The sequence below is a fragment of the Bradyrhizobium sp. ORS 375 genome, from assembly GCF_000239775.1.
In the GTDB taxonomy this organism is placed as follows: Bacteria; Pseudomonadota; Alphaproteobacteria; order Rhizobiales; family Xanthobacteraceae; genus Bradyrhizobium.
Genome location: NZ_CAFI01000321.1, coordinates 12,083 through 34,139, shown reverse-complemented (window position 1 = coordinate 34,139; position 22,057 = coordinate 12,083). Strand labels below are relative to the sequence as shown.

The following is a 22,057-nucleotide window of genomic DNA, read 5'->3' as shown; positions in this document are numbered from 1 at the left end:
CCCCTCTTCACAAACCAAAACGACAACGCCGCGCTGATCAATTCAGCGCGGCGTTGTCGTTTGTGGCGTTGTCGTTTGTGGCGGTGTCGTTTGTGCCCGTGTCGTTTGTGGCGGTGCGCTCGTCGGTCCGAATGCAGGCGATGGTTGGTGCCGACTGTCGCCACGTCGTTCATCTCGTGTCGCCTGCCGATGGCGCGGGAGTTTCTCAGTCCGCTGATCCTTCCATGATCCGCAAATGGCGGCGTTGCTGCGTGCGCCGCTGGCTCCGCTGCCGACCACCAACGTGCCGCCCGATCTGGCTCGCGTGTCTCGATTTTCCCCGACCGCTCGCCAGAGGGGCGGAAGCTCCGCAGCGTCCAACGGCCTCGCGACATCGTTCGCTCCGCGGTGCTATGCTGGAGGTTGGTGCCGTCGCAAACTGCCGAAGACAGGTGGAGCATGGGAGAGCCTGCAGCGATATCGGAGCCGCATCGTCTCGGTGCAATCGCGAGTTTTCACGCGCACGTGTACTACGATCAGGAGAGCCGTGCGGAAGCCGAGCAGCTGCGCCGCTGGATCGGTGAGCGATTCGTGGTGACGCTCGGCCGTTGGCACGACGCGCTGGTCGGTCCGCATGAGCGCTCGATGTATCAGGTCGCTTTCGCCGTCGAGGTGTTTCCGACCCTGGTGCCCTGGCTGATGCTCAATCACGGACGGCTCAGCGTGCTGGTGCATCCGAACACGACACAGCCGCTGGCCGATCATACCGCGCATGCGCTCTGGATCGGCCAGCCTCTTGGCATTCGGGGTGAGAAGCTCCCGGAGACTGCCGAGGCCGAGCTACCGCTGACCCCCAACACGACGCCGACCCTGCCGGCCTGAGCGTTTCGCCGTATCGATCCGCGCGTGCGAATGGCTTCCCTGGTCACAGCCGAACGGATCGGAGGCCGAACAATCTCGCTCCAGGAGCGACGATACTTCGAATCCAGCGTTGCTCTCGGTATCAACATGGGCCGCAGACCTAGCGCCTGGCCACCAGGACGACGGCGGGGCAGGGCCTGCCCGCCGCGACTCGACCGTATGAAAGCCGCCGGCGATCCTGCGACCGCTTCAGGCGTTTGTCTTCACCACCTGGTCTTGGTCGCGGTGTTGACGTTGGTCACGGCTGCTGCCGTGTTGGACGTCGTCGCCGCCGTGTTGTTGATCAGGGTCAGCAGCTTGTAGTAGTCGACGACCTTGGCATTGGCGACGTACATCACGTCCTTGCTGCGCATCTGGAAGCCCGAGGCCAGCAGCATGCCGGAGGGATCGCGCAGATTGACGTGATAGATCGTCGGAATGCGGTCGTAGACGAACCGGCTGGTGTCGACGCCGAGCTTCTGCAGCAGCGGCCGCTCCTCATAGCGATACAGGAAGACCTCGGCCGGATCCGACTGCTGGTCGTTCAGGCCGCCGGCCTTGCCGATCGCCTGCGCCAGCGTGAGCGTCTCGGTGTCGAAGGAGATCTCCGAGTTGAAGCCGAAGACGTTCTGATTGAGTGCGCCGAGCGCCGTGAAAGTCGGCGATTCCCGCGTGATGTAGACCACGTCGTTCGGGCGGATGAAGATGTTTTCGCGCGGATCCTGCACGACCCGGGCGAGCAGCACCCGGACGCGCCTGCCGTCGCGCTGCAGGGTCACGTAGCTCTCGATCGCCTCGTGCTTGGGCCCACCGGCGCGTGCAATGACCGCCAGCAGCCGCTCGCCCACGCTGTTCAGCGCCAGCACGCCGGGCGTGTTGACGTCGCCGAGAACGCTGACCACGCTGGAATGCTGCTGGTTCAGGCTGACCACGACTTGCGGCTCGAGCGCGCGCTTCTGCAGGCGGAAGACGATCTCCTGCTCGATCTGAGGAAGCGTGCGACCAGCCGCCGCGATCTCGCCGGCGTAGGGGACGCGAATGTTGCCCTGCTGATCGACGGCTTGCGCCGGCAGGTCGACGAAATTACCCGGGCGGGCGCCGGCGGCCGTCGGCGGCGTGAACAATCCGCCGGGGGCCGCTTCGAAGATCGATACGTTCAGGACGTCGCCAATGCCGGCCACCTGCACCGGCTTGGGCCGCTTGTCGGGAAACACGCCCTGGAAGGTGACCAGGTTGGGCTGCGACAGAAAGCCGATCGTCTCAGGGCTGACGTCGACGAGGGCGTAGGGAAGCGCCGTGCTCGATCGCACGCTGGCCGTGGCGTTGTCGCTGACCGCATCGCTGGTCGGGCCCGTGCCGGGCAGGAAGGAGCAGGCCGGCAGCAGCGCCAGCAGGGCCACCAGCGCCAGGCTGCGCGAGCTGCGACAAATCCCGCGGAAGCCAGGCAAGCTTGCCGCGTTGCTGCCGGTGGCAGATCCAGCCCCGCTTCTCGCCATCCGGGCGCCGAGCGGATTGATCAAGGCCTTCAAACGCATCCTCGGATACAACAAAAGGATTCCCCAGGCATCTCTCTCCCCCTTTGGAGGTGACGCCGTCCCGCTCGGTTCCCAAGTTACTCGGCGCCTTCCCCCGGCGAAAGCGCACCCCTGTTCGTCCGGGCCGGCTTTTGCGCCGCCGTGCTAATTAGGTCACAGTCCAGCCTCACCGAATTACCGTTCTGCGAGATTCCGCCTGCCCCAGCGCGACGGTGCAGGCCGGCGCGCTTTCTGCGACCTAACGAGCTCTGGAAAATCTTAAGCAGAAAGCCGTTGAACAACGGTTTCCGACTCGGTCGCGCCCGGACCCAGGCCACCTCTGCGGGCGCCGTACGCCAGGAATTGAAGCGTTCGAGGCGGCAAATGGGAGCCTCGGTTGCCGACGGCGGCCATCCAAGTCTATCCTGCGTTCCGCCCAATCCAGCCGCTTGTGAGGGAGCATGCCGTTGTCGCGCGCGATCAGGATCACCGCCGTCGTCGCCATCCTGCTGGCTGGGGTGTCCGGTCCGGCGTCGGCGCGCCGGCTCTATCCGCTCACGGAGTGCGGCGCGGATCTCAGCCGGTTGTGCCGGCTGCACGGCGCCTTCGAGAGCACGCCATTCCACTACAATCTCGCGATTTATCCGGGATGCATCAGGCGGGTCGCGGTGGAGACCCCGCGGGGCGTGACGTATCGCAACGTCGTGGTCTGCGGGGCGCCCGAGCGGCCGATGGTCTGGTAGATCCGGTTGCGTCGGCCGCGACGCTCCAAAGCGCGGACGCGCACGCAAGACCCACCTGAATTAAATTCTGAGGTTGCGAGTGGGATTATTTGCAATCTAAAATTAAATAATTAATCTGGCGCGATCCGGACGAGGGCGACATAAAAAAACGCACAGCGAACAAACTTAAGCTTCAATTGTCGCCGACCAAGGGTGGTTAATAAGTCCTTTCGCAAGTGCGGTGAATTTTGACGGGCCGCGGGCTGCGCCGGACGTATTTAATGTCTTGCCTTGCAGATGGTAGTTAACTTGTCGCGAGTGGTTAATTTCATCCCGGTCATCGGAGCCGATCGTCGCGATGGCATTTCGCCGACGCTCGAGAAAAATCCCTCGAAACTCGCCAACGAGTGGGGTCCGTCCTTGTGTGACGAGCTGAGTACAGCGTTGAGTGATAAAGACATGGACGTTGGTGGCGGGCGGCGGCCCGTGCAAGCCGTTCTGGCATCATTGACCAAGATACGTACCGCCAGATCACGCTTGCAGCTGGAGGCGTCGGACAATTCCACGCCCGAAGCCTTGCTGTCCCAGATCGAGCTCTGCAACGCTCTGCTCGACGAAATTCAATCGATCAGCTGCAGCCTCGACAAGCGCGTCGAGCATTCCTGCGCTCCCAATCGCCGCCCTGTGGCGAACAGGCGCCACCGCGGCACCGCTCACCTGGTCGCGCCCCGGCGCGTCACGCCGGGCCGCACCAAGCAGCAGCGATAGCTGTCCGCCTCGGCTCTCACCGACCCTCCGCCCGGGGGCGGAAGCTGGTTGGATCCGCAGCGCGACGGCCGGCCATGCCCTGCGTGTCGCACGGCCGACATTTCGCCGCCGCACGCGCGGCTCGATCGTCCTCGCCGGCTCGGCCAACAGAGATCGTCGCGACCGGCGGCGCGCTATTTTCCATGTGTTCGGAAATAACCTGCCCGATTTAATCTGATGTGCTCGGCGGAAGCCATCGCCGGATGCTTTTGCCGCCGCCGTTCGTGTCCGCAGTGGAGGGCCGGTTTTCTTTCGGGGGCGAGCGGGCTGTCGTGTCCGCATTCCCGCCGGTTCGGAGCCGGACTCCAGGACCGGCGTCAACCAACGGCGCCTGTCGGTGCGCGCAGCGCGCCCTGAGCGCGCTCGGACGCCATGGGGAGGGAGCGCGGGAGCGGGCGCCGCTGTCGGAGGCCGCGGCTCCCGGGGCGGGAGTGGCCGTCGTCCGAGTGTGCATCGGACGGATGAGGCTGCGAGCCGGGCTGCCGATCAGGAGTTGTGGATAAGCTGTACTGCCAAGAGTTTTCGGGACGAGCGGCGGCGACCATCTCGGCTGATTTAGGGCATATTCCTGATGTCGTGCGTAATTAAACCGCGCTTCGCTATTTTGTGCGAGTGCATAAACATCGAGATCCGGGTTATTGGCTTCATCGCGCGAATAGGTTGTGCACGTCGTCAGACGTAATGCGATGAATGCACCCGTGAGCGGCTCCGCAGCCGGAATGCTCGAGCTTTCGCCATTTTAATCGCGGCATTTCGGCGCGGTTCCGTCACAGAATGCAGTAAACCTTCGCCGATCGTGTTGATTTGACGGTCTTTCGTGGCGGAGAATTCGCCTGGCGTCAGACCGCGGCGGCAGATCGACATATTCTGTCGCAATGGGGTTGCGGGTTGATATTTTATCAGGCTACAACCATTCCGTCGCTGGCGTGGATATAACTCAAATATTCAGTTTTTCCGACAGCGAACCACTTGCGGATCGAAATACCGAATTATATGACATTAATCCGGCAGGATAGAGATCACGGATAAAGGTCGCTGCATGTCCACCAAGAAGATCGATTTCGAGACGATGTCTTTCGATGACCTCTGGTCGCTCCATGAGCAGATCAGTCATATCCTGGCTGAGCGGATCACGTCTGAGAAGCGCGAGCTCGAGCGTCGTCTGGCGGTTCTCAATCGCAGCCGCGGTGTCATCGAGGGAAAGAGCGAGGACGCGCCGTCCTATAACGGCAACGGAAAGGCACGGCGCAAATATCCGCGTGTTCTGCCGAAGTACCGTAACCCGCAGACCTCCGAGACGTGGTCTGGACGCGGCAAGCAACCGCGCTGGCTGGTTGCCGCGATCAAGACCGGACATCGTATCGAAGAATTCGCGATCAACGGCAACGGTGCTCCGAAGGGGCGCCGTCAGCGCGCCTGATCGATCCGGGCACGGTCCGCCGGGTTTGGCGCAGGAGAGCCTGCCGCATTCTTCGGGATCTTGCGTGATCGCCGCCGGTCGCCGTCGTGGGTCCGAATTCCGGCTTTGCGGATCACTCGGGGATCATTCGGTCGATCGATCGGCAGGAGGTCGACCGCGGGCGATCATGGCAAGCACGGGTGCGCATCTCTGCCGGGAGCCGGCGGAGCTGCATCATTCGCGTCGGCCGTCACTTCCGCTCCTGTCCACGCACGCTAGTAGGCGTTGTTGCCGCGGATCAGCTCGATCGGCGTCCTGAGAAGGATCGCGATGTCGAGCGAAAGGCTCCAATTGTCGATGTACCAGAGGTCGAACTCGACGCGCTGTTCGATCGAGGCCCGGGTCGGTGTCGGCCCCCGGCAGCCATGCACCTGGGCCCAGCCGGTCAGGCCGGGCTTGACCCGGCGGCGAAAGGCGTAGTTGCGCACGAGCTTGTCGAACTCGTTGTCATGGGCCAGTGCGTGCGGCCGCGGTCCCACCAAGGACATGCTGCCATTGAGCACGTTGAGCAGCTGCGGAAGCTCATCGATGCTGGTGCGGCGCAGCCATGCGCCGAGGCGCGTGAACCGGCTGTCTCCAATCCTGGCCTGGACGATCGACGGACCGTCCTCGAGCACGGACATCGTACGGAATTTGAAGATCTGGAACGATCTGCCGTTGAAGCCGCAGCGCTGCTGGCGGAACAGCACCGGTCCCGCCGAATCCAGCTTGATCGCGACGGCCACCAGCAGCAGCAGCGGCGACAGCAGGGTCAGGGCGGCTCCCGCCAACATGAGATCCATCAGGCGCTTGGTCGCGTGCTCCAGCGGGCTCATCAGGCCGCGATGCAGCTCGACGCAGACGGCGCTGCCGAGATCGTGGCGCGGCCGCTTGAACAGCTCCGCAGCCGCTCCGACGGGGACGAAGCTCACCGGAAACGGCAGCACCCTCAGCTCGGCGCCCAACGTCCGCAACTCGGACCAGGGATCGGGGCTGGCGCCGACCACGATCTCCTCGATATCGGAGCCGCGGACATAATCGATGACGCTGGCGACGACATGCTGTCGCTGGGCCGGGTCCGAGCCGGGGTCGGGAAGCAGGAAGTGTCGCTTGACGCGAAAGCCGGTGTCGATGAGCGCCTGGGTGAGGACCGCATTGTCCTTGCTGGTCTGGTCGGTGATCAGGACGACGTTTCGTCCCGAAAACCGCTTCTCGGCGAGACCCTTCGCCAGCAGATATTCCGTGATCCGGCGGTTCACGACCAGCGCCGCCAGTCCGAGGCTCGCGAACACGATGCTCGTGCCGCGCGAGAACTCGCTGCCGATCTTCAGCGCAAACAGGGCGCCGGCCAGCACCAGGAACGCGGTGATCCAGGTGAGGCAGGTCGCGCGGATCTGGCGCGACAGGATGAGGAGCTCCGCCGGCCTGTACATGCCGCGGATCTTCATTAGCGATACGAACAGGGCTGAGACGAGGATCGCGAGCCCCACCGACTTGCTCACGTCGTTGGCGCCGGCGGCGTCCTGGAAGTGGTAGACAAAGCCGGACAACACGCTGGAGACGGTGATCGTCACGATGTCCGCCGCGACGGCGAAGGGCTCGACCGCGGCGTAGTGGACCGGCCATTTGCGGCGTTGCGCTTGCCGGTCCGCCAATACGGCCGCCGGCATGCCGTTCCGATCGAGAGTCTCGGGTTGATCCACGTAATGCATGGGATATCGATTTCGAAACTCGGTTAAAATAGCGGCGTCGCAACCATCCTATAATTAAATATTTAATCCAGACAAACAAAATTCGGGTGAGGAATTATTTTTGCCGCTGGACGGTCGCGAAATACCGCGCCGCAAAGCGCGCTCGGCTCAGGGCGTCGAATGGCGGAAACCCGCTCAGAACTGCATTTCAGCGACGCGGCTGGGCTTCGAGCCGAGGTCGTCACATGATCCGTATGGCGGATTAATGTCGTGGCGGCGGATAATTTGATGTTGGACTGCAAAAATGGCGTTTAAAATATAATTAAATGAGCGTATTAATTGCGTCGTGGGCCCGGCTCCGTCACGCACGGGCCAGTGCATCGCAGCCAAAGGGCGGCCAGGAAGGCGCGCGGGACCTCAGGAGAGAGGGAGCCGTCTCGGGGCCGGCCGATGGTGGGTTGGAAGATTAGTGATGCTCATTTCCGAGATTATGAATACGAAGGACGTCGAGCGATGAAGGTCGTATTGTTCTGTGGGGGTCTGGGGACGCGGATCAGGGAATATTCCGAGAGCGTTCCGAAGCCGATGATCCCGATCGGCCATCAGCCGATCCTGTGGCACGTGATGCAGTATTACAGCCAGTATGGCCACCGCGACTTCGTGCTGTGCCTCGGCTACAAGGCCAATGTGGTGAAGGACTATTTCCTGAACTACAATCAGGCCGCCACCACCGACTGCACGATTTCGCAATTCGGCAAGAAGGTCGAGCTGCTGGGCGAGCGTCCGGCGGACTGGCGGGTGTCCTTGGTCGACACCGGGATCTGGCGCAACATCGGTCAGCGCCTGCGCGCTGTCCGGCATCTGGTCGAGGGCGAGGAGATCTTCCTCGCCAACTACAGCGACGGCCTGACGGATGCGCCGCTGCCGGACATGATCGACCGCTTCAAGCGCAGCGGGATGATCGGCTGCTTCATCGCCATCCATCCACCGATCAGCTTCCACCTCGCCGAGTTCGACAATGACGGCAAGGTCGGCCGCATGGCCGCGAGCAATGATTCCGACATCTGGATCAACGGCGGCTACTTCATCTTCCGCAAGGAGATCTTCGATTATATCGAGGAGGGTGACGAGCTCGTGGTGCAGCCGTTCAAGCGGCTGATCGATCGGGGCCTGCTGATGGCGTACCGCTACGAAGGCTTCTGGCGGGCCATGGACACGCTCCGGGATCGCCAGGTGCTCGAGGAGATGATCGAGCGCGGCGACACGCCCTGGCATCTCGGCGCGAACCTCCCCGCGGTGGTGAACGGATGAGGGCGTTGCAGCTCGCCGGTCGCGGCGACCGGCTGTCGGTGCTCTGTCTCGGTGCGCATTCCGACGACATCGAGATCGGAGCCGGCGGCACGCTGCTGACCTGGCTCGATCAGGGGATCCGCCTCGACGTGCATTGGTGCGTGCTGAGCGGCAATGGCGAGCGCGGCGTCGAGGCGACCGCCTCGGCCAACGACTTTCTCGCCGAGGCTGCCGGCCGCAATCTGGAGGTCCTGAATTTCCGCGACGGTTTCTTTCCGGAGCAGGGCGAAGAGATCAAGGCCTGGTTCGAGCAGCTGAAAGGCCGGATCAATCCGGACGTCATCCTCGCCCATCGCCGCGATGATGCGCATCAGGATCACCGCCAGGTCAATCGTCTCGTCTGGAACACATTCCGCGATCATCTCGTGCTCGAATACGAGATCCCGAAATGGGACGGCGACCTCGGGCGGCCGAACGTTTACATGCCTTTGTCCGAGCGGATCATGAAGCGCAAGGTCGCGCTGCTGATGTCACATTTCGGCAGCCAGCGCTCCAAGCAGTGGTTCGACCCCGAGACGTTCATGGGCTTGGCGCGGCTGCGCGGCATGGAATGCCGTGCTCCCGAGCGCTATGCTGAGGGCTTTGTGGCCCGCAAGCTGTCGCTGGGGTGATCGGCGCAGGCCGCCAGCAGTCATCCATCACAAAGAGAGGCGGATAGCGATGGCGACGATGTCGTCGCGGTCGATGCCTGCGCGCAATGCAGCGGCCGTGCTGCGGCTTCTGAGCAGGCGCTTCGCCGTCACGCCGAGGTGCGCCCGCCGGTTTGCCGGCGGGAGACGTTCGATGCGCCGTGCCGTGCCTCAGCCGGCTGCCCGTCTGGGCAGCTCGACCGTCTCCTCGACCGGGGGGCGCTCGAGGGCGGTGGCCGGCACCTTCTCCAGCCAGACCTCGCGCCACCATGCGAAGATGCCGCGCGGACAGAACAGCCGGTTCTCGCTGTAGCGCGACTGGCAGTAGACGCCGTCGAGGATCACCGCGGGCGTCTTCATGCGCCGGATGTAGCCTGTCCGCTCGTCGATGAACTTCTCGACGCGGGTGCGAACCCGGAACACCTTGCCGCAGTAGGGCACCATCTCGGCATCGAAGCCCATGCCGCGGTTGTTGGTCTGCTTGTCGATGGTCGCGAGGATCTCCGCGTGCGGCCTGACGCGGACGAGATCGCCCGGCTGCAGTCCGAGATCGGCGATCGGCGCATCCTTGTCGGTCGCCAGGTCGCCGCGCTTGCGGGGAAACGGCACGCCGCCCCACAGCGACTGAATGCGATCATAGATCCAGCGGGCCGGACGTCCCAGGCGCGGCCGGCGCGCCATCGTCGCGCCGACGTAAGCGAAGTACAGGAAGCCGCGAAACATCTTGCCGACCGACACGTTGCCGGAGGTGATGTCCTCGGCATATTGCCGCGCGTCCCACCATTTGAGCGGCTGGGTGTAGGTCGGCAGCTCGGTGGCCTGGCAGCTGTAGCGGGGACCCTTGCCGGCCACCTGATCGGGCGACTTGGTCGCATCAAACACGGCGCGCGCCGTGCATCCGCCGGATGGCTGGCGTGCCGCGACGAGGTCGCGCGCGGCGCTCGCCGCCTGGGCGGGATCGACCGGCGACAGCCACGCCTCCTTCCAGAAGATCAGGCAGGCCGCCTGGCAACCGCCATAGGCCTCGCCGTCGCAGCGGAGATCGAGGTGCACCGCGTTCGGCAGCCGCCGTCCGAGCCACTCGCCGGTGTTGTATCCGGTCACCGTATCGCAGGTCTTGTGGGCGCGCTTGTAGACCTGAAAGCGCTGGCCGCACCATTTGAACATCTGCGGCATGAACGGCAGCCCTTCGAGGCGGCCATTCGCATCCAGGGTGGCCAGGATCTCTTCCTTGCTGCGAACCTCGACCCAGTCGCCGGCGGATAGCGTCATGCTCTGTCTCTCAAAACTTTCAACCAATGCATCAGAATTAAAGCTGAAGAGCTTTGCGGTTCCGATTTGTCGGATTCATGGCATTTATTTAATTCGGCTGAATATAATTAAATCGCCGGGCTCGCAAGGCACGGTCGCCCTACAGCCGCCTTCTCAAGCAGATTGTGGCGGAATTGTATGTCTTTAGCTGATTTTTGTGCGGGTGGTAGCGATCGTGGTCATGGGCCGATGATCCGGTGTGATACGGATTTGCTGGACGCCGCTGGATTATAAATTATAATGCCGAAAGATCATTTAAAATCATGCTTTGGTTCGCGACATAAGGGGGTGACGATTTTGAAGGTGCTCATCACGGGAAACATGGGCTATGTCGGCCCGGTGGTCGCAAAGCATCTGCGGGCGCAGCGCCCCGATGCGACGCTGCACGGCTTCGACAACGCCTATTTCGCGCACTGCCTGACCGGCGCGCCGGTACTGCCGGAGCGCTATCTCGACGAGCAGTTCCATGGCGACGTCCGCGACATGTCGCTCGACCTGCGCGGCTATGATGCCGTGATTCAGCTCGCGGCGATCTCGAACGACCCGATGGGCAACCGCTTCCAAGACGTCACGCTCGACATCAACCAGAACACGACGGTGTCGCTCGCGCGAGCGGCCGCGGCGGCCGGGGTGAAGAACTTCGTGTTCGCCTCCAGCTGCAGCGTCTACGGCATCGCTGACGGGCCGCCTCGCAAGGAGACCGATCCGCTCAATCCGATCACGGCCTATGCCAAGTCGAAGATCGGCTCGGAGCAGGAGCTCGCGCGGATCGAGACCGACATGGCGATCACCTGCCTGCGCTTCGCCACCGCCTGCGGCATGTCGGACCGGCTCAGGCTCGACCTCGTGCTCAATGATTTCGTCGCCTGCGCGCTGTCGCGCCGGCAGATCAGCGTGCTCTCGGATGGCACCCCCTGGCGCCCGCTGATCGACGTCGCCGACATGGCACGGGCGATCGATTGGGCGATCGATCGACCGGCTGCCAATGGCGGCCGCTTTCTTACGGTCAATGCCGGGTCCGACGATCGCAACTACCAGGTCAAGGATCTCGCCAACGCCGTCGCCGCGCGCGTGCCGGGGACGGCGGTGTCGATCAATACCTCGGCGCCGGTCGATAGCCGCTCCTACAAGGTGGATTTCGGCCTCTATCGCTCGCTTGCACCCGATCACCAGCCGCGGGTGACGCTGCAGCAGTCGATCACCAACCTGGTCGATGGCCTCAAGCGAATGAACTTCAAGGACGCCGAGTTTCGCTCGTCCGATCTGATCCGTCTCAAGGTCCTGCAGGACCATATGGAGACGGCGCGGATCAACGACCGGCTGCAATGGACCTGACGTCGCTCGGCCCTCGCCAAAGGGGCCTTGCGTGGCCAGACAGGATAGTGACGGAGCAATCATGGAACTCAGCCTTCCCACCGCCGTCGGCGTCGCGCCCAAATGCCGGCATTGCGGCGACGACCTGACGCTCAAGCTGATCGATCTCGGCGCCTCGCCGGTCGCCAACGATTACATCGACCCGGAAAACTACATGCGGGCCGAGCCGTTCTATCCGCTGGAGACCTTCGTCTGCCGCGAGTGCCGTCTGGCGCAGACGCGCGACCTGCTGGCGGCGTCCGAGATCTTTCGCGCCGACTATGCCTATTTCTCCTCGCATTCGACCTCGTGGCTCGAGCACGCGCGCGGCTATGTCGATGCCATGGCGGAGCGGTTCAAGCTGGGACCGGCTTCGCGTCACGTCGAGATCGCCTCGAATGACGGCTATCTGCTGCAATATTCGGTTCAGAAGGGGATCAGCTGCCTCGGCGTCGAGCCCTGCGAAAGCGTCGCGCTCGCCGCGCGGGCCAAGGGCATCGAGACCCGGGTCGAGTTCTTCGGCCGCGACTACGCGACCATTCTCCGCGAGGAGGGGTGGTCGGCCGATCTCGTGACCGCCAACAACGTGCTCGCCCATGTCCCCGACATCAACGACTTCGTCGGCGGCGTGAAGATCCTGCTGGCGCCCGAGGGCGTCGCGACCTTCGAGGTCCAGCACCTGCTGACGCTGATGCAGCGGCACCAGTTCGACACCATCTATCACGAGCATTTTTCGTACCTGTCACTGATCGCGGGCTTGCGCATCTTCGCCCGGGCAGGCCTGCGGGTGTTCGACGTCGAGCTGCCCGAAACCCATGGCGGCTCGATCCGGTTCTTCGTCTGCCACGACGGCGCCTCGCATGCGGAAAGCCCGAACGTGGCCGATGTTCTGGCGCGCGAGCGGGCCTATGGCCTGCACGAGGACGCGATCTATTTGGCCTGGAACGAGCAGGTCAAGGAGACCAAGCGGGCGCTGCTCGAGCTGCTCACGCGGCTGAAGCGCGACAACAGGAAGATCGTCGCCTATGGCGCGCCGGCCAAGGGCGTCACGCTGCTGAACTATTGCGGTATCCGGACCGATTTCCTCGACTTCACGGTCGATCGCGCCCCGTCCAAGCAGGGCCGCTACATGCCGGGCGTCCGCATTCCGATCCTGCCGCCGGAGGCGATCTTCGAGGCCAGACCGGACTACGTGCTGATCCTGCCGTGGAACATCAAGAACGAGATCAAGGCCCAGATGGCCGAGATCCGCGGCTGGGGTGGACGGTTCATCGTGCCGGTGCCGAAGGCGACCATCGAGGATTGATCGGCGAGATCCATGAGGCGCGTCCTGCAGGGGCAGGGCGGCCTCAGGAATCGTTGTGTGGGATCGTTGCGCGAAAGAATCTTGTGATGAGGTTTGTCCAACTGGGCCAGTCGGATGCGCGGCTGATCGAGCTCACGGTGCGCGCCGATGAGCGCGGCAGCTTCACGCGGACCTGGTGTGCGAAGACATTCGCCGCCGAGGGTATCGATTTCCAGCCGGTTCAGGGCAACAGCTCGGTGACGCGTGTCCGCGGCACCGTGCGCGGGATGCATTTTCAGCGCGCGCCGAAAGCCGATGCGAAGATCGTGCGGTGCACGGCCGGGCTGATCCATGATGTTATCGTCGATCTCAGGCCGGCCTCGCCGACGCGCGGCGAGGTCTATGCCTGGGAGCTCGGGCCGGCGACGGGGCGGATGCTCTACATTCCCGCCGGATTTGCCCACGGCTTTCAGACGCTGACCGACGACGTGACGGTCGAGTACCTGATGGGCATCGATTATGCCGAGGAGCTTTCCGATGGCTTTCGACACGACGATCCCATGATCAACATCAAGTGGCCGGAACCGGTGACGGTGCTGTCGGCGAAGGATGCGGCCTGGCCGTTGCTGGCGGAGCGACGCCTGTGGTGACGGACCGTCTTGATCTGCCAGGGATGATCGAGTGGCCCTCGAAGAGGTGGGCGTGATGCTGGACAAGGTGACATCCACCGTGGCGGAGCGAAGGCCGGCGATCGATCTCCATAGCCTGGTCGCGGAGCTGTTCCCGATCAACCGCAGCCTGACGGGAGCTGGCGTCCGGCAGACCCTCGACATCATCGCACGGTATGTCGATCTCACGATCCACGAGGTCCCGACGGGCACGCCCGTGCTCGACTGGCACGTGCCCGCTGAGTGGAATATCCGGGGTGCGACGATCTCGACTTTGTCGGGCCGGCGTCTGGTCGATTTCGCCGACAACAATCTGCACGTGATGGGCTACAGCAAGCCGTTCCACGGTGTGCTGAGCCGCGCCGAGCTCGCCCGGCATGTCCACACGCTGCCGGACCAGCCCGACCTGATCCCGTACCGGACCGGCTACTACGCGGATGACTGGGGCTTCTGTCTGCCGGATCGACTCTGGCGGACGATGACCGACGACAGCTATCGCGTCGAGATCGACAGCGAGCTTAAGCAGGGGGCATTGACGTATGGTGAGTTCTTCGTGCCCGGAGAAACCGAGAACGAAGTCCTGATCACCTGTCACATCTGCCATCCGAGCCTTGCCAATGACAATCTGTCGGGCATCTCGGTCATGACCGCGCTGGCGATGCGTCAGATGCGGCAGACCCGCCGGCTGGGCTATCGCTTCCTGCTTTTGCCTGCGACCATCGGCGCATTGGCCTGGCTCGATCGCAACGAAAGCCGCCTCGATCGGGTGGCGCATGGACTCGTTCTGACCTGTCTCGGCGACTCCAACGGCTTCCACTACAAGCAGAGCCGCAAGGGCGCGCCGATCGACCGCGCCGTCGCGCATGTGCTGAAGCATTCCGGCCATCGCCACGAGGTCCTGCCGTTCAGCCCCTACGGCTACGACGAGCGGCAATTCTGCTCGCCGGGCCTCGACCTTCCGGTCGGATGCCTGATGCGCGGGGTGCACGGCACATTCCCGGAATATCACACCTCGGCGGACAATCTCGACTTCGTCAAGCCAGACCGTCTCGACGAGTCCTACGTCGTGATCGAGCAGGTCCTCGACCTGCTCGATCACGACCGTGTCTACGAGCGCGTCGATGGGCGCGGAGAGCCGCAGCTCGGCCGGCGCGGCCTGTATCGGGCGATCGCGGGTCAGCGTGAGGCGGGCGGGGCCACGCAGATGGATCTGCTTTGGGTGCTCAATCTGGCCGATGGCAAGCACAGCCTGCTGGATATGGCGATCCGTGCCGATGTGCCGTTCGCGCGGATCGAGGCGGCCGCACGCTTGGCATTGGACGCCAACCTGATCAGGCCGTCCGAGGCGCGGGCGTAATGTCTGTCAGGGCACAGCGACGGAGCAGGGCACGATGAGTTCGCAGCCGGACAATCCCCGTATCCTGGTCTTCTCGCTCCGGAACATCTTCGGCAAGGCGTTGAATCGCGGCCCGCACGCCGAGTTCGAGGATATCATTTGCGAGGTCGATTCCGCCGAGTTGCTGGCGCCCCAGCTCGATCCGACGAGCCGGCGGGCCAGCTTCGCGACCCGGCTGGGCTATCACGCGCCCATCCTGCTGAACCCCGGCCTGCCGCGGATCCCGGCGCGCAAGGCCTACGACGTCATGTTTGCGATCTGCGGCTTTCCGCAGGATCTCATCATGTTCGACGCGATCGAGGATATCAGATCGTCCTCCAGACTGTCGGTGTGTCTCCTCGACGAGCTCTGGATCAAGGACATCGTCAAGCACCGCCATTTCCTGAAGGTCATGGCCAAGTTCGACATCGTCATGCCGTTCCAGATCGGCACGGTGAAGCCGCTGGGCGAGCAGATCGGGAAGGCCTGCGTGCATATGCCGCTCGCCATCGACGCCATCAAGTTCTGTCCCTATCCCGATCCGCCCGAGCGGGTGATCGACGTCTACAGCATGGGCCGACGGCCCGAGGCTTTGCATCGGACGCTGCGCGCGATGGCGCAGGACAGCAGCTTCCTCTATCTCCACGACACGATCGGCGGCAGCCAGGCGATCGATCTCAGGGAGCACCGCGGCCAGGTCGCCAACCTCGCCAAGCGCAGCCGGTATTTTCTCGCCAATCCCGGGAAGTTCGACGAGCCGGGCGAAACCGGGCGCCAGGTGGAGTTCGGTTATCGCTATCTCGAAGGCGCAGCCTCGGGCGCGATCATGCTCGGAGAGCGTCCTCAGAACGAGCTGTTTCCGAGGATGTTCGATTGGCCCGACGCCGTGATCGATGTGCCGCATACGTCCAATGACATCGATCGCGTCATCAGGGAGCTGGATCGCGATCCCGAGCGGCAGGATGCGATCCGGTGGGCCGGCATCACGCAGACCTTGCTGCGCCATGACTGGGTGTACCGTTGGGAGACCATCCTGCGGATCGCGGGTCTGCAGCCGATGCCCGCCTTGGCGGCGCGCAAGGACCGCCTCCGGGCCCTCGCCGAGATGGCGGGCGAGGTACCGGTCCGGCGGACTGAATTAAATCGTGAGCCGGTTTTATCGGCGCCGTGAGGATTTAATCCTTGTCTCCGCCACAAAGCAGCTTCATCGCTTCCCGGCTGCCGGGGCCGAGCCGGCGGTCGTTTTCACGACGGCTCTTTTTTGACGGATGGATTTTCATGCACCCGACCCGCTCGCCACGTGAAAATCAGAGGCCGGTCCCTGCGGCCGCGGGCGAGTGACGCACGATGTCGGAAGCTATCGCCGCCTATTTCGAAGAGCACAGGGCATCGAACGATCTCGGACGTCGCGCCTTGCGCGGTGGGATCATCTCCATCGTCATTCAATATGGCAATGCCGCGCTCCAGATCGTCGCCGCCATTGTCCTGGCGCGGCTGCTCGCGCCTGAGGATTTCGGCCTCGTCGCCATCGTCACCGTGCTGACGAGCTTCGCACCGCTGCTGATCGATTTCGGACTGCTCGACGCGACGGCGCAGCGGAGCAGGGTCACGCCGGGCCAGGTCAGCGCGCTGTTCTGGGTCAGCACCGGTCTTGGCGTCGCGGTGGCGATGATCGTTGCCGCATCGAGCCCGCTGATTGCCTGGATCTATGATGATCAGCGGCTGCAACCGATCGCGCTCAGCGTCGCCGTCACCTTCGTGCTGTCGGGTCTGACCAACCAGCACATGGCGCTGCTGCGGCGAACGATGCAGTTCGGCCGGATTGGCCAGATCCAGCTGTTCGGGACGCTCGCCGGAACCGTCGTGGCCATCGCGGCCGCGGTGGCGGGCTATGGCTACTGGGCGCTGGTGTTGCGACCCGTGGTCAGCTCGGTCTGCATCGTGGCCGCGGCGTGGTCGGCCTGCGCCTGGCGTCCCGGAGCCCCGGTCTTCGACGACGAGGTGAAATCGATGGTGCGGTTCGGCCTGCACGTCGTCGGCTTCACGGTCGCGTACACGCTATCGCGGGCAGTGGACCGCATCGCGCTCGGGCTGTTCTACCGTCCGGATCAGGTCGGCTACTATCAGAACGCGATGAACCTCTACGACAATTCGGTATCCGCGGCGCTCAGCCAGACCCACGCCGTGGGAAGCGCGGCGCTCAGCAAGCTGCAATCCAATCCGGCTGCGCTGCGCGAGAAATATGCGGCGGCGCTCTCGATTTTAGCCTTCTTCATGATGCCAGCCGCGGCGATCCTCTCGGTGACGGCCGAGGATCTCACCGTGGTGCTGCTCGGGCAGAAGTGGCAGGCGTCCGGCGCGCTGCTGAGCATCCTGGCGCTGCGCGGCATCTCGCATGTCGTCGAGGGATCGCAGGGCTGGCTGCATCTGTCGCTCGGACGCGCGGACCGTTGGCAGACCTGGGGCATCATCTCCCTGGTGGCGCAGGTCATCGCGGTGCTCGCGGGCCTGCCGTTCGGCACGGTCGGCGTCGCCTGGGCCGTCGTCATCGGCTATTCGCTGATCGCCTTGCCGTCGGTGCTCTATGCCGGGCGCCCGATCGACATCGGGGTCGCGCTCGTCGCCCGGGCCGCGGGTCCGCAGACGATCGGCGCGATCACGACCGCTGCGGCCGGGTGGTGGCTGCAGACTGCGCTGCTTGCGACCTATTCTCCTATCCTTCGCATGATCCTGTCCGGCTGCTTCTGCGGCTGTGTCTATCTCGCGGTCGTCGTCGGTCTGTTCCGGCACGGCGAGCCGCTGCGGATCGCAGGTACGATCATCCAGGACGTCATCAGGAAGCGATGAGTCACGGCCCGTCAGCCGCCGCAACGTCGAGGGCGCGGATCAAGAATATCTATCGCCATTTATTAAATGTCATATATAATGTTCCCGTGATTTAATTATTTTAAATGATCATGACCCTCGATACCTCAGCCCCGGACGTCATGGACCCTGCGCCGCCGGCGCAGGGTCCCGCATGGCGCGTCAGCGCCGGTGCCGTGAGTGCACGCCGCCTCAATATACTGAACGTGTCGCATATGCCGGCGAGCCCACCGCGCTTCGGCGCGCAGGCGCGGATGCATGGGCTGATGACGCAGCTCGCGCATCGCCACGATGTCACGGCAGTCTCGCTGGTGGACGAAGGGTTCGATCTCGACGAGTGCCGCCAGGCGATGCAGGCCTATTGCCGCAACGCGATTCTGGTGCGCAACCGTTACGGCCGCGAAGGCCTGTCGAAGCGGCTTCTCCAATTGCGTTCACTGGTGTCGATGCGGAGCTTCGACCGCCTGCGCGTGGCCCTGCCGGAGCTGCAGAGCGTGCTCGATCGGCTGCTGACGACGACGCGGTTCGATATCGTCAATCTTGAATTTCCCTATCTCGGTCACTGCCGGTTTCGACAGGCTCCGGTCGGCGAGAGGCCGCCGCGTCTCGTCGTCGACTCGCATGAGATCGCCTATGACCTGGCGCGTCAGTTCGCTGCCACCGGCGCAAGTCTCGGCCGCCGTCTCTATGCCGGGGCGAATTGGCGCAAGTTGCGGCGCGAGGAGCTCGCGGCCTACGCCGAGGCCGACGGTGTCTATCTCTGCAGCAACGACGATGAGACGCGACTGCATGACGATCTTCCGAACGTCCGCACGGCTGTGATTCCCAACGCTGCCGACACCGACTTCTACCAGCCGCGCAGCACCGATCCGGCGCCGGACGGACGTACGCTGGTGTATTTCGGACTGCTCTCGACCGTCCCCAACATCGACGCCGTGACGCACTTCGTTCAGGATATCTGGCCCGCGATTGCCGCCCGGCATCCCGACGCGCGCTGCAAGATCATCGGCGGCCGGCCGCCGCCGTCGCTCACGGCGCTGGCGGGACCGGGGATCGAGCTCACCGGCTTCGTGCCCGACCTGCGCCCGCATCTCGCGGCGGCAGCGGCGGTCATCGTGCCGCTGCGCCTCGGCGGAGGAACCCGGCTCAAGATCGTCGAGGCGATGGCGATGGGCAAGGCGATCGTCTCGACCAGCCTCGGTGCCGAGGGCATCGAGGCCGTGCCCGGGCGCGACATTCTGATCGCGGATGACCCGACCGGTTTCGCGGAGGCCGTCAGCAGCCTGCTGGCCGCGCCCGACGTGGCGGCACGCATCGGCAGCGCGGCCCGTCAGGTCGCGGTCGAGAAATACGCCTGGAGCGCCGCGGCGCAGGCGCTGGAGAGCTTCTATTGCAGGATCCTGGAGACCAGCCCGCCATGAAGGCCGCGCTCATCGGGGCCGGGCAGATCGCCCGCCAGCATCTCACCTGTCTCAACACGCTCCCGGGCGTGCAGCTGGCCGCGATCTGCGATCTGTCGCCGGCGACCGCGGAGGCCGCCGCCGAGCGTCACGCCATCCCGTCCTGGTTCACCGATCATCGGCAGATGCTCGAGACCATACGGCCCGATGTCGTGCACGTGACCACGCCGCCGACCTCGCATTTCCGCCTTGCGATGGATGCGCTCGAGGCCGGCGCGCATGTCATCGTGGAAAAGCCGGCGACCTCGAGCTTCGAGGAGCTGCAGACGCTGACCTTGCGCGCCAAGCAGACCGGCCGTCACGTCATCGAGGATTACAACTACGTCTTCAACCATGCGCCGCAGGAGATCCTGCGCAAGATCGAAACCGGCGAGTTCGGCGCCGTCACGCATGTCGACATCCTGATCTGCCTGGACATTCTCGGTCCCGACGGGTTTGCCGACCCGAACGCGCCGCATCCGGCGCTCAAGCTCGCCGGCGGCGCGATCGCCGACTTCCTGCCGCATCTCGCCTCGCTGTCGCACGCCTTCGTCGGGCCGCACCGGAGCGCACAGACGGTGTGGAGCAAGCGCAAGCCGTCGCCGTTGCCGTTCGATGAGTTCCGCAGCGTGATCGAGGCCGAGCGCGGCACGGCGACGCTCGGCTTCAGCGCCAGCGCCCAGCCCGACGCGTTCTGGCTGCGCGTCTATGGCGAGCGGATGCAGGCGACGGCCAATCTGTTCGAGACGCGGCTCACCTTTGACGGGCCGCGCAACGTGCCGAAGCCGCTGCGCCCGTTCTTCAGCGGACTCGACGAAGGCCGCGACATCCGGCGTGCGGCGCTGTCGACTCTGCTGCGCAAGTTCAAGGGGCCGGGCGCCTATGAGGGGCTGTGGGCGTGCCTGTCCCGCACCTATCAGGCGCTCGCCACGCGTGCGGCGTTGCCGATCACGATCGAGGACGTGCTGTCGGTCAATCGGATGGTCGAAGCGATGAAGCCGAGGGAGCAGGCGGCATGAAGGCTCTCGTCACTGGCGCCAATGGCTTTCTCGGCCGGCACGTCGTGAATGCGCTGCTGGCGCGTGGCATCGAGGTGCGCGCCATGGTGCGCCCGGCCGCCCGCGTCGAGGCGCTGGGTTGGCCGGCGTCCGTCGACATCGTCAGGGCCGATCTGCGCAGCGCGCGCGACCTCGTGGACGCCTTCGCCGATGTCGACGTGCTGATCCATCTCGCGGCCGTGGTCTCCGGCGGCGAGGATGCGCAATTCGCCGGCACGGTCGGCGGCACCGAGCGGCTGCTCGACGCAATGGCGGCGAGCGCCTGCCGGCGACTCGTGCTGTGCAGCAGCTTTTCTGTCTACGACTACACGGCGACATCAGACGTGCTCGATGAGAGCGCGCCGCTGCAGCAGTCGCCCGACGTTTACACCCGCGGCGGCTACACCGTCGCCAAATGGTGGCAGGAGCGGTTGACGCGGCGCTACGTCGAGAAGGACGGCTGGGATCTCACGGTGCTTCGGCCCGGCTTCATCTGGGGGCGGGGGCACGGCTATCTCGCGGCGCTGGGGCAACAGATCGGACGGCATCACGTGGTGATCGGGCCGTTGACGCGGATACCGATGACCCATGTCGAGAATTGCGCCGACGTCTTCGCCTTGGCTGCTGCCGATCCACGCGCCCGCGGCCAGACGCTGAACATCGTCGATGGACCCGGCGAGCGGGTCTGGACCTATTTGTCCGACTACATGCGCGGCACCGGCGAACGCGGCCTGCGGCTGCCCGTTCCGCATTGGCTCGCCAGCGCCGTCGTGCGGCTGGCCTTCGTCACGGTGTTCAGGCGGGCGACGAAAGTGCCGGCGATCCTGACGCCGAAGAAATTCGATGCGATGCTCAAGCCGCTGCGCTTCGACAATCGCAAGCTCAGGGAGACGCTCGGCTGGACGCCGCCGCTCGACTACAAGCAATGCCTGGCGCGCACCTATGGCCCGGAACCTGCTCGGGTCGAGGCGGCGGCGTGGCCCTCGGGCAAGGCGGCGTCGATTTGAGGGCGGCGATGATGTTGCGGCGGCCAAGATGGAGCGCGGCGCTGCTCGCGGTGACCTTGGCTGCCGCGGTCGTCGCTGCGGCGCCTTCGGTGACGCAGCCGCTGCTGCGCGCGGCGGGGCGCGCGCTGGTGCTGAGCGAGCCGGCGTCACCCGCTGATATCATCGTGATCACCAGCGATTCCGCCGGCGCGGGCGCGCTGCATGCGGCCGACCTGGTAAAGAAGGGGATTGCCACCCGCGTCGCGGTGTTCACCGATCCGCCGAGCGGAGAGGATCTCGAATTCATCCGCCGCGGACTTCCTTACGAGGACACGGCGGCGCGACAGATCCGCCAGCTCAACGCGCTCGGCATCACCGACGTCGTGAAGATCCCGCGCGACGAGGCCGGCTCCGGCGGTGAAGGCCGCAGTCTCGCGCCATGGTCCGACCAGCATGCGATCGGTTCGATCGTGCTGGTCGCGGCCAGCGACCACTCGCGGCGTCTCCGCCGTGTGCTCGACCGTGACATGAAAGGGCACGCCGCCCGCGTCACCGTTCAGGCCGAGCGCTATTCGGGGTTCGATCCGGAAAAATGGTGGCAGACCCGCAGCGGCGCCCGGATCGGCATTATCGAACTCGAGAAGCTCGCCCTCGACGTCGTTCTGCATCCTTTGTCGTTCTGACCTCGCTTATTGCAAACGGATTATC

At 64.5% G+C, this 22,057-nt stretch carries 19 protein-coding genes; 16 read left to right on the top strand and 3 right to left on the bottom strand.

Features of this window, described 5'->3' with window-relative positions; genetic code table 11:
- The first annotated feature begins 438 nt into the window (after window positions 1-438).
- Window positions 439-861 (top strand): DOPA 4,5-dioxygenase family protein, encoded by a 423-nt coding sequence (locus tag BRAO375_RS23445; protein WP_009029940.1) that lies wholly within the window; start codon window positions 439-441, stop codon window positions 859-861.
- A 242-nt stretch (window positions 862-1,103) separates the two neighbouring features.
- On the opposite strand, the gene BRAO375_RS23440 is transcribed toward BRAO375_RS23445, so the two are convergent.
- The gene (locus tag BRAO375_RS23440; protein WP_244423255.1) at window positions 1,104-2,327 is read right to left on the bottom strand and encodes a polysaccharide biosynthesis/export family protein; all 1,224 of its coding nucleotides are present in this window, start codon (window positions 2,325-2,327) and stop codon (window positions 1,104-1,106) included.
- 527 nt (window positions 2,328-2,854) lie between these two features.
- Between BRAO375_RS23440 and BRAO375_RS23435 the strand changes: the two genes are divergently transcribed.
- The 3 genes from BRAO375_RS23435 (at window position 2,855) to BRAO375_RS23425 (ending at window position 5,342) form a co-directional block, all read left to right on the top strand.
- Window positions 2,855-3,136 (top strand): hypothetical protein, encoded by a 282-nt coding sequence (locus tag BRAO375_RS23435; protein WP_035641787.1) that lies wholly within the window; start codon window positions 2,855-2,857, stop codon window positions 3,134-3,136.
- 270 nt (window positions 3,137-3,406) lie between these two features.
- Window positions 3,407-3,883 carry a hypothetical protein gene (locus tag BRAO375_RS38675; protein WP_244423254.1) on the top strand — a complete coding sequence of 159 codons (477 nt, stop codon included), beginning with the start codon at window positions 3,407-3,409 and terminating at the stop codon, window positions 3,881-3,883.
- 1,078 nt (window positions 3,884-4,961) lie between these two features.
- Window positions 4,962-5,342 carry an H-NS histone family protein gene (locus BRAO375_RS23425; protein ID WP_009029936.1) on the top strand — a complete coding sequence of 127 codons (381 nt, stop codon included), beginning with the start codon at window positions 4,962-4,964 and terminating at the stop codon, window positions 5,340-5,342.
- Between the two features lie 254 nt (window positions 5,343-5,596).
- On the opposite strand, the gene BRAO375_RS23420 is transcribed toward BRAO375_RS23425, so the two are convergent.
- Window positions 5,597-7,072 carry an undecaprenyl-phosphate glucose phosphotransferase gene (locus BRAO375_RS23420; protein WP_009029935.1) on the bottom strand — a complete coding sequence of 492 codons (1,476 nt, stop codon included), beginning with the start codon at window positions 7,070-7,072 and terminating at the stop codon, window positions 5,597-5,599.
- Between the two features lie 492 nt (window positions 7,073-7,564).
- Here BRAO375_RS23420 and BRAO375_RS23415 point away from each other — a divergent pair, with 492 nt between their 5' ends.
- Together BRAO375_RS23415 and BRAO375_RS23410 are read left to right on the top strand one after the other, a co-directional pair.
- Window positions 7,565-8,362, top strand: a complete 798-nt coding sequence (locus BRAO375_RS23415; protein ID WP_009029933.1) for a sugar phosphate nucleotidyltransferase — start codon at window positions 7,565-7,567, stop codon at window positions 8,360-8,362.
- Window positions 8,359-9,012 (top strand): PIG-L deacetylase family protein, encoded by a 654-nt coding sequence (locus BRAO375_RS23410; RefSeq protein WP_009029932.1) that lies wholly within the window; start codon window positions 8,359-8,361, stop codon window positions 9,010-9,012. The genes BRAO375_RS23415 and BRAO375_RS23410 overlap by 4 nt, the downstream gene beginning before the upstream one ends.
- Window positions 9,013-9,201: 189 nt before the next feature.
- Here BRAO375_RS23410 and BRAO375_RS23405 read toward each other — a convergent pair whose 3' ends face one another.
- Complete coding sequence (locus BRAO375_RS23405; RefSeq protein WP_009029931.1) at window positions 9,202-10,302, bottom strand: hypothetical protein; 1,101 nt, start codon at window positions 10,300-10,302, stop codon at window positions 9,202-9,204.
- A gap of 336 nt (window positions 10,303-10,638) precedes the next feature.
- Between BRAO375_RS23405 and BRAO375_RS23400 the strand changes: the two genes are divergently transcribed.
- From BRAO375_RS23400 to BRAO375_RS23355, 10 genes are all read left to right on the top strand, one after another.
- A complete protein-coding gene (locus tag BRAO375_RS23400; protein WP_009029930.1) occupies window positions 10,639-11,676 on the top strand; it encodes an NAD-dependent epimerase/dehydratase family protein in 1,038 nt (345 codons plus the stop codon).
- Between the two features lie 61 nt (window positions 11,677-11,737).
- The gene (locus BRAO375_RS23395; RefSeq protein WP_009029929.1) at window positions 11,738-13,000 is read left to right on the top strand and encodes a class I SAM-dependent methyltransferase; all 1,263 of its coding nucleotides are present in this window, start codon (window positions 11,738-11,740) and stop codon (window positions 12,998-13,000) included.
- Between the two features lie 86 nt (window positions 13,001-13,086).
- Entirely contained in the window at window positions 13,087-13,629 is a 543-nt protein-coding gene (locus BRAO375_RS23390) for a dTDP-4-dehydrorhamnose 3,5-epimerase family protein (RefSeq protein WP_009029928.1), read from the top strand.
- Between the two features lie 55 nt (window positions 13,630-13,684).
- Window positions 13,685-15,004 carry a DUF4910 domain-containing protein gene (locus tag BRAO375_RS23385; RefSeq protein ID WP_009029927.1) on the top strand — a complete coding sequence of 440 codons (1,320 nt, stop codon included), beginning with the start codon at window positions 13,685-13,687 and terminating at the stop codon, window positions 15,002-15,004.
- Window positions 15,005-15,038: 34 nt separating this feature from the next.
- The gene (locus tag BRAO375_RS23380; protein WP_009029926.1) at window positions 15,039-16,193 is read left to right on the top strand and encodes a glycosyltransferase; all 1,155 of its coding nucleotides are present in this window, start codon (window positions 15,039-15,041) and stop codon (window positions 16,191-16,193) included.
- Window positions 16,194-16,369: 176 nt separating this feature from the next.
- The gene (locus BRAO375_RS23375) at window positions 16,370-17,869 is read left to right on the top strand and encodes a lipopolysaccharide biosynthesis protein (protein ID WP_009029924.1); all 1,500 of its coding nucleotides are present in this window, start codon (window positions 16,370-16,372) and stop codon (window positions 17,867-17,869) included.
- A gap of 110 nt (window positions 17,870-17,979) precedes the next feature.
- A complete protein-coding gene (locus BRAO375_RS23370; protein WP_009029923.1) occupies window positions 17,980-19,308 on the top strand; it encodes a glycosyltransferase family 4 protein in 1,329 nt (442 codons plus the stop codon).
- Complete coding sequence (locus BRAO375_RS23365) at window positions 19,305-20,345, top strand: Gfo/Idh/MocA family protein (protein WP_009029922.1); 1,041 nt, start codon at window positions 19,305-19,307, stop codon at window positions 20,343-20,345. The genes BRAO375_RS23370 and BRAO375_RS23365 overlap by 4 nt, the downstream gene beginning before the upstream one ends.
- Window positions 20,342-21,370 carry an NAD-dependent epimerase/dehydratase family protein gene (locus tag BRAO375_RS23360; protein ID WP_009029921.1) on the top strand — a complete coding sequence of 343 codons (1,029 nt, stop codon included), beginning with the start codon at window positions 20,342-20,344 and terminating at the stop codon, window positions 21,368-21,370. The genes BRAO375_RS23365 and BRAO375_RS23360 overlap by 4 nt, the downstream gene beginning before the upstream one ends.
- Window positions 21,340-22,032 (top strand): hypothetical protein, encoded by a 693-nt coding sequence (locus BRAO375_RS23355; RefSeq protein ID WP_244423252.1) that lies wholly within the window; start codon window positions 21,340-21,342, stop codon window positions 22,030-22,032. The genes BRAO375_RS23360 and BRAO375_RS23355 overlap by 31 nt, the downstream gene beginning before the upstream one ends.
- The last annotated feature ends 25 nt before the right edge of the window (window positions 22,033-22,057 follow it).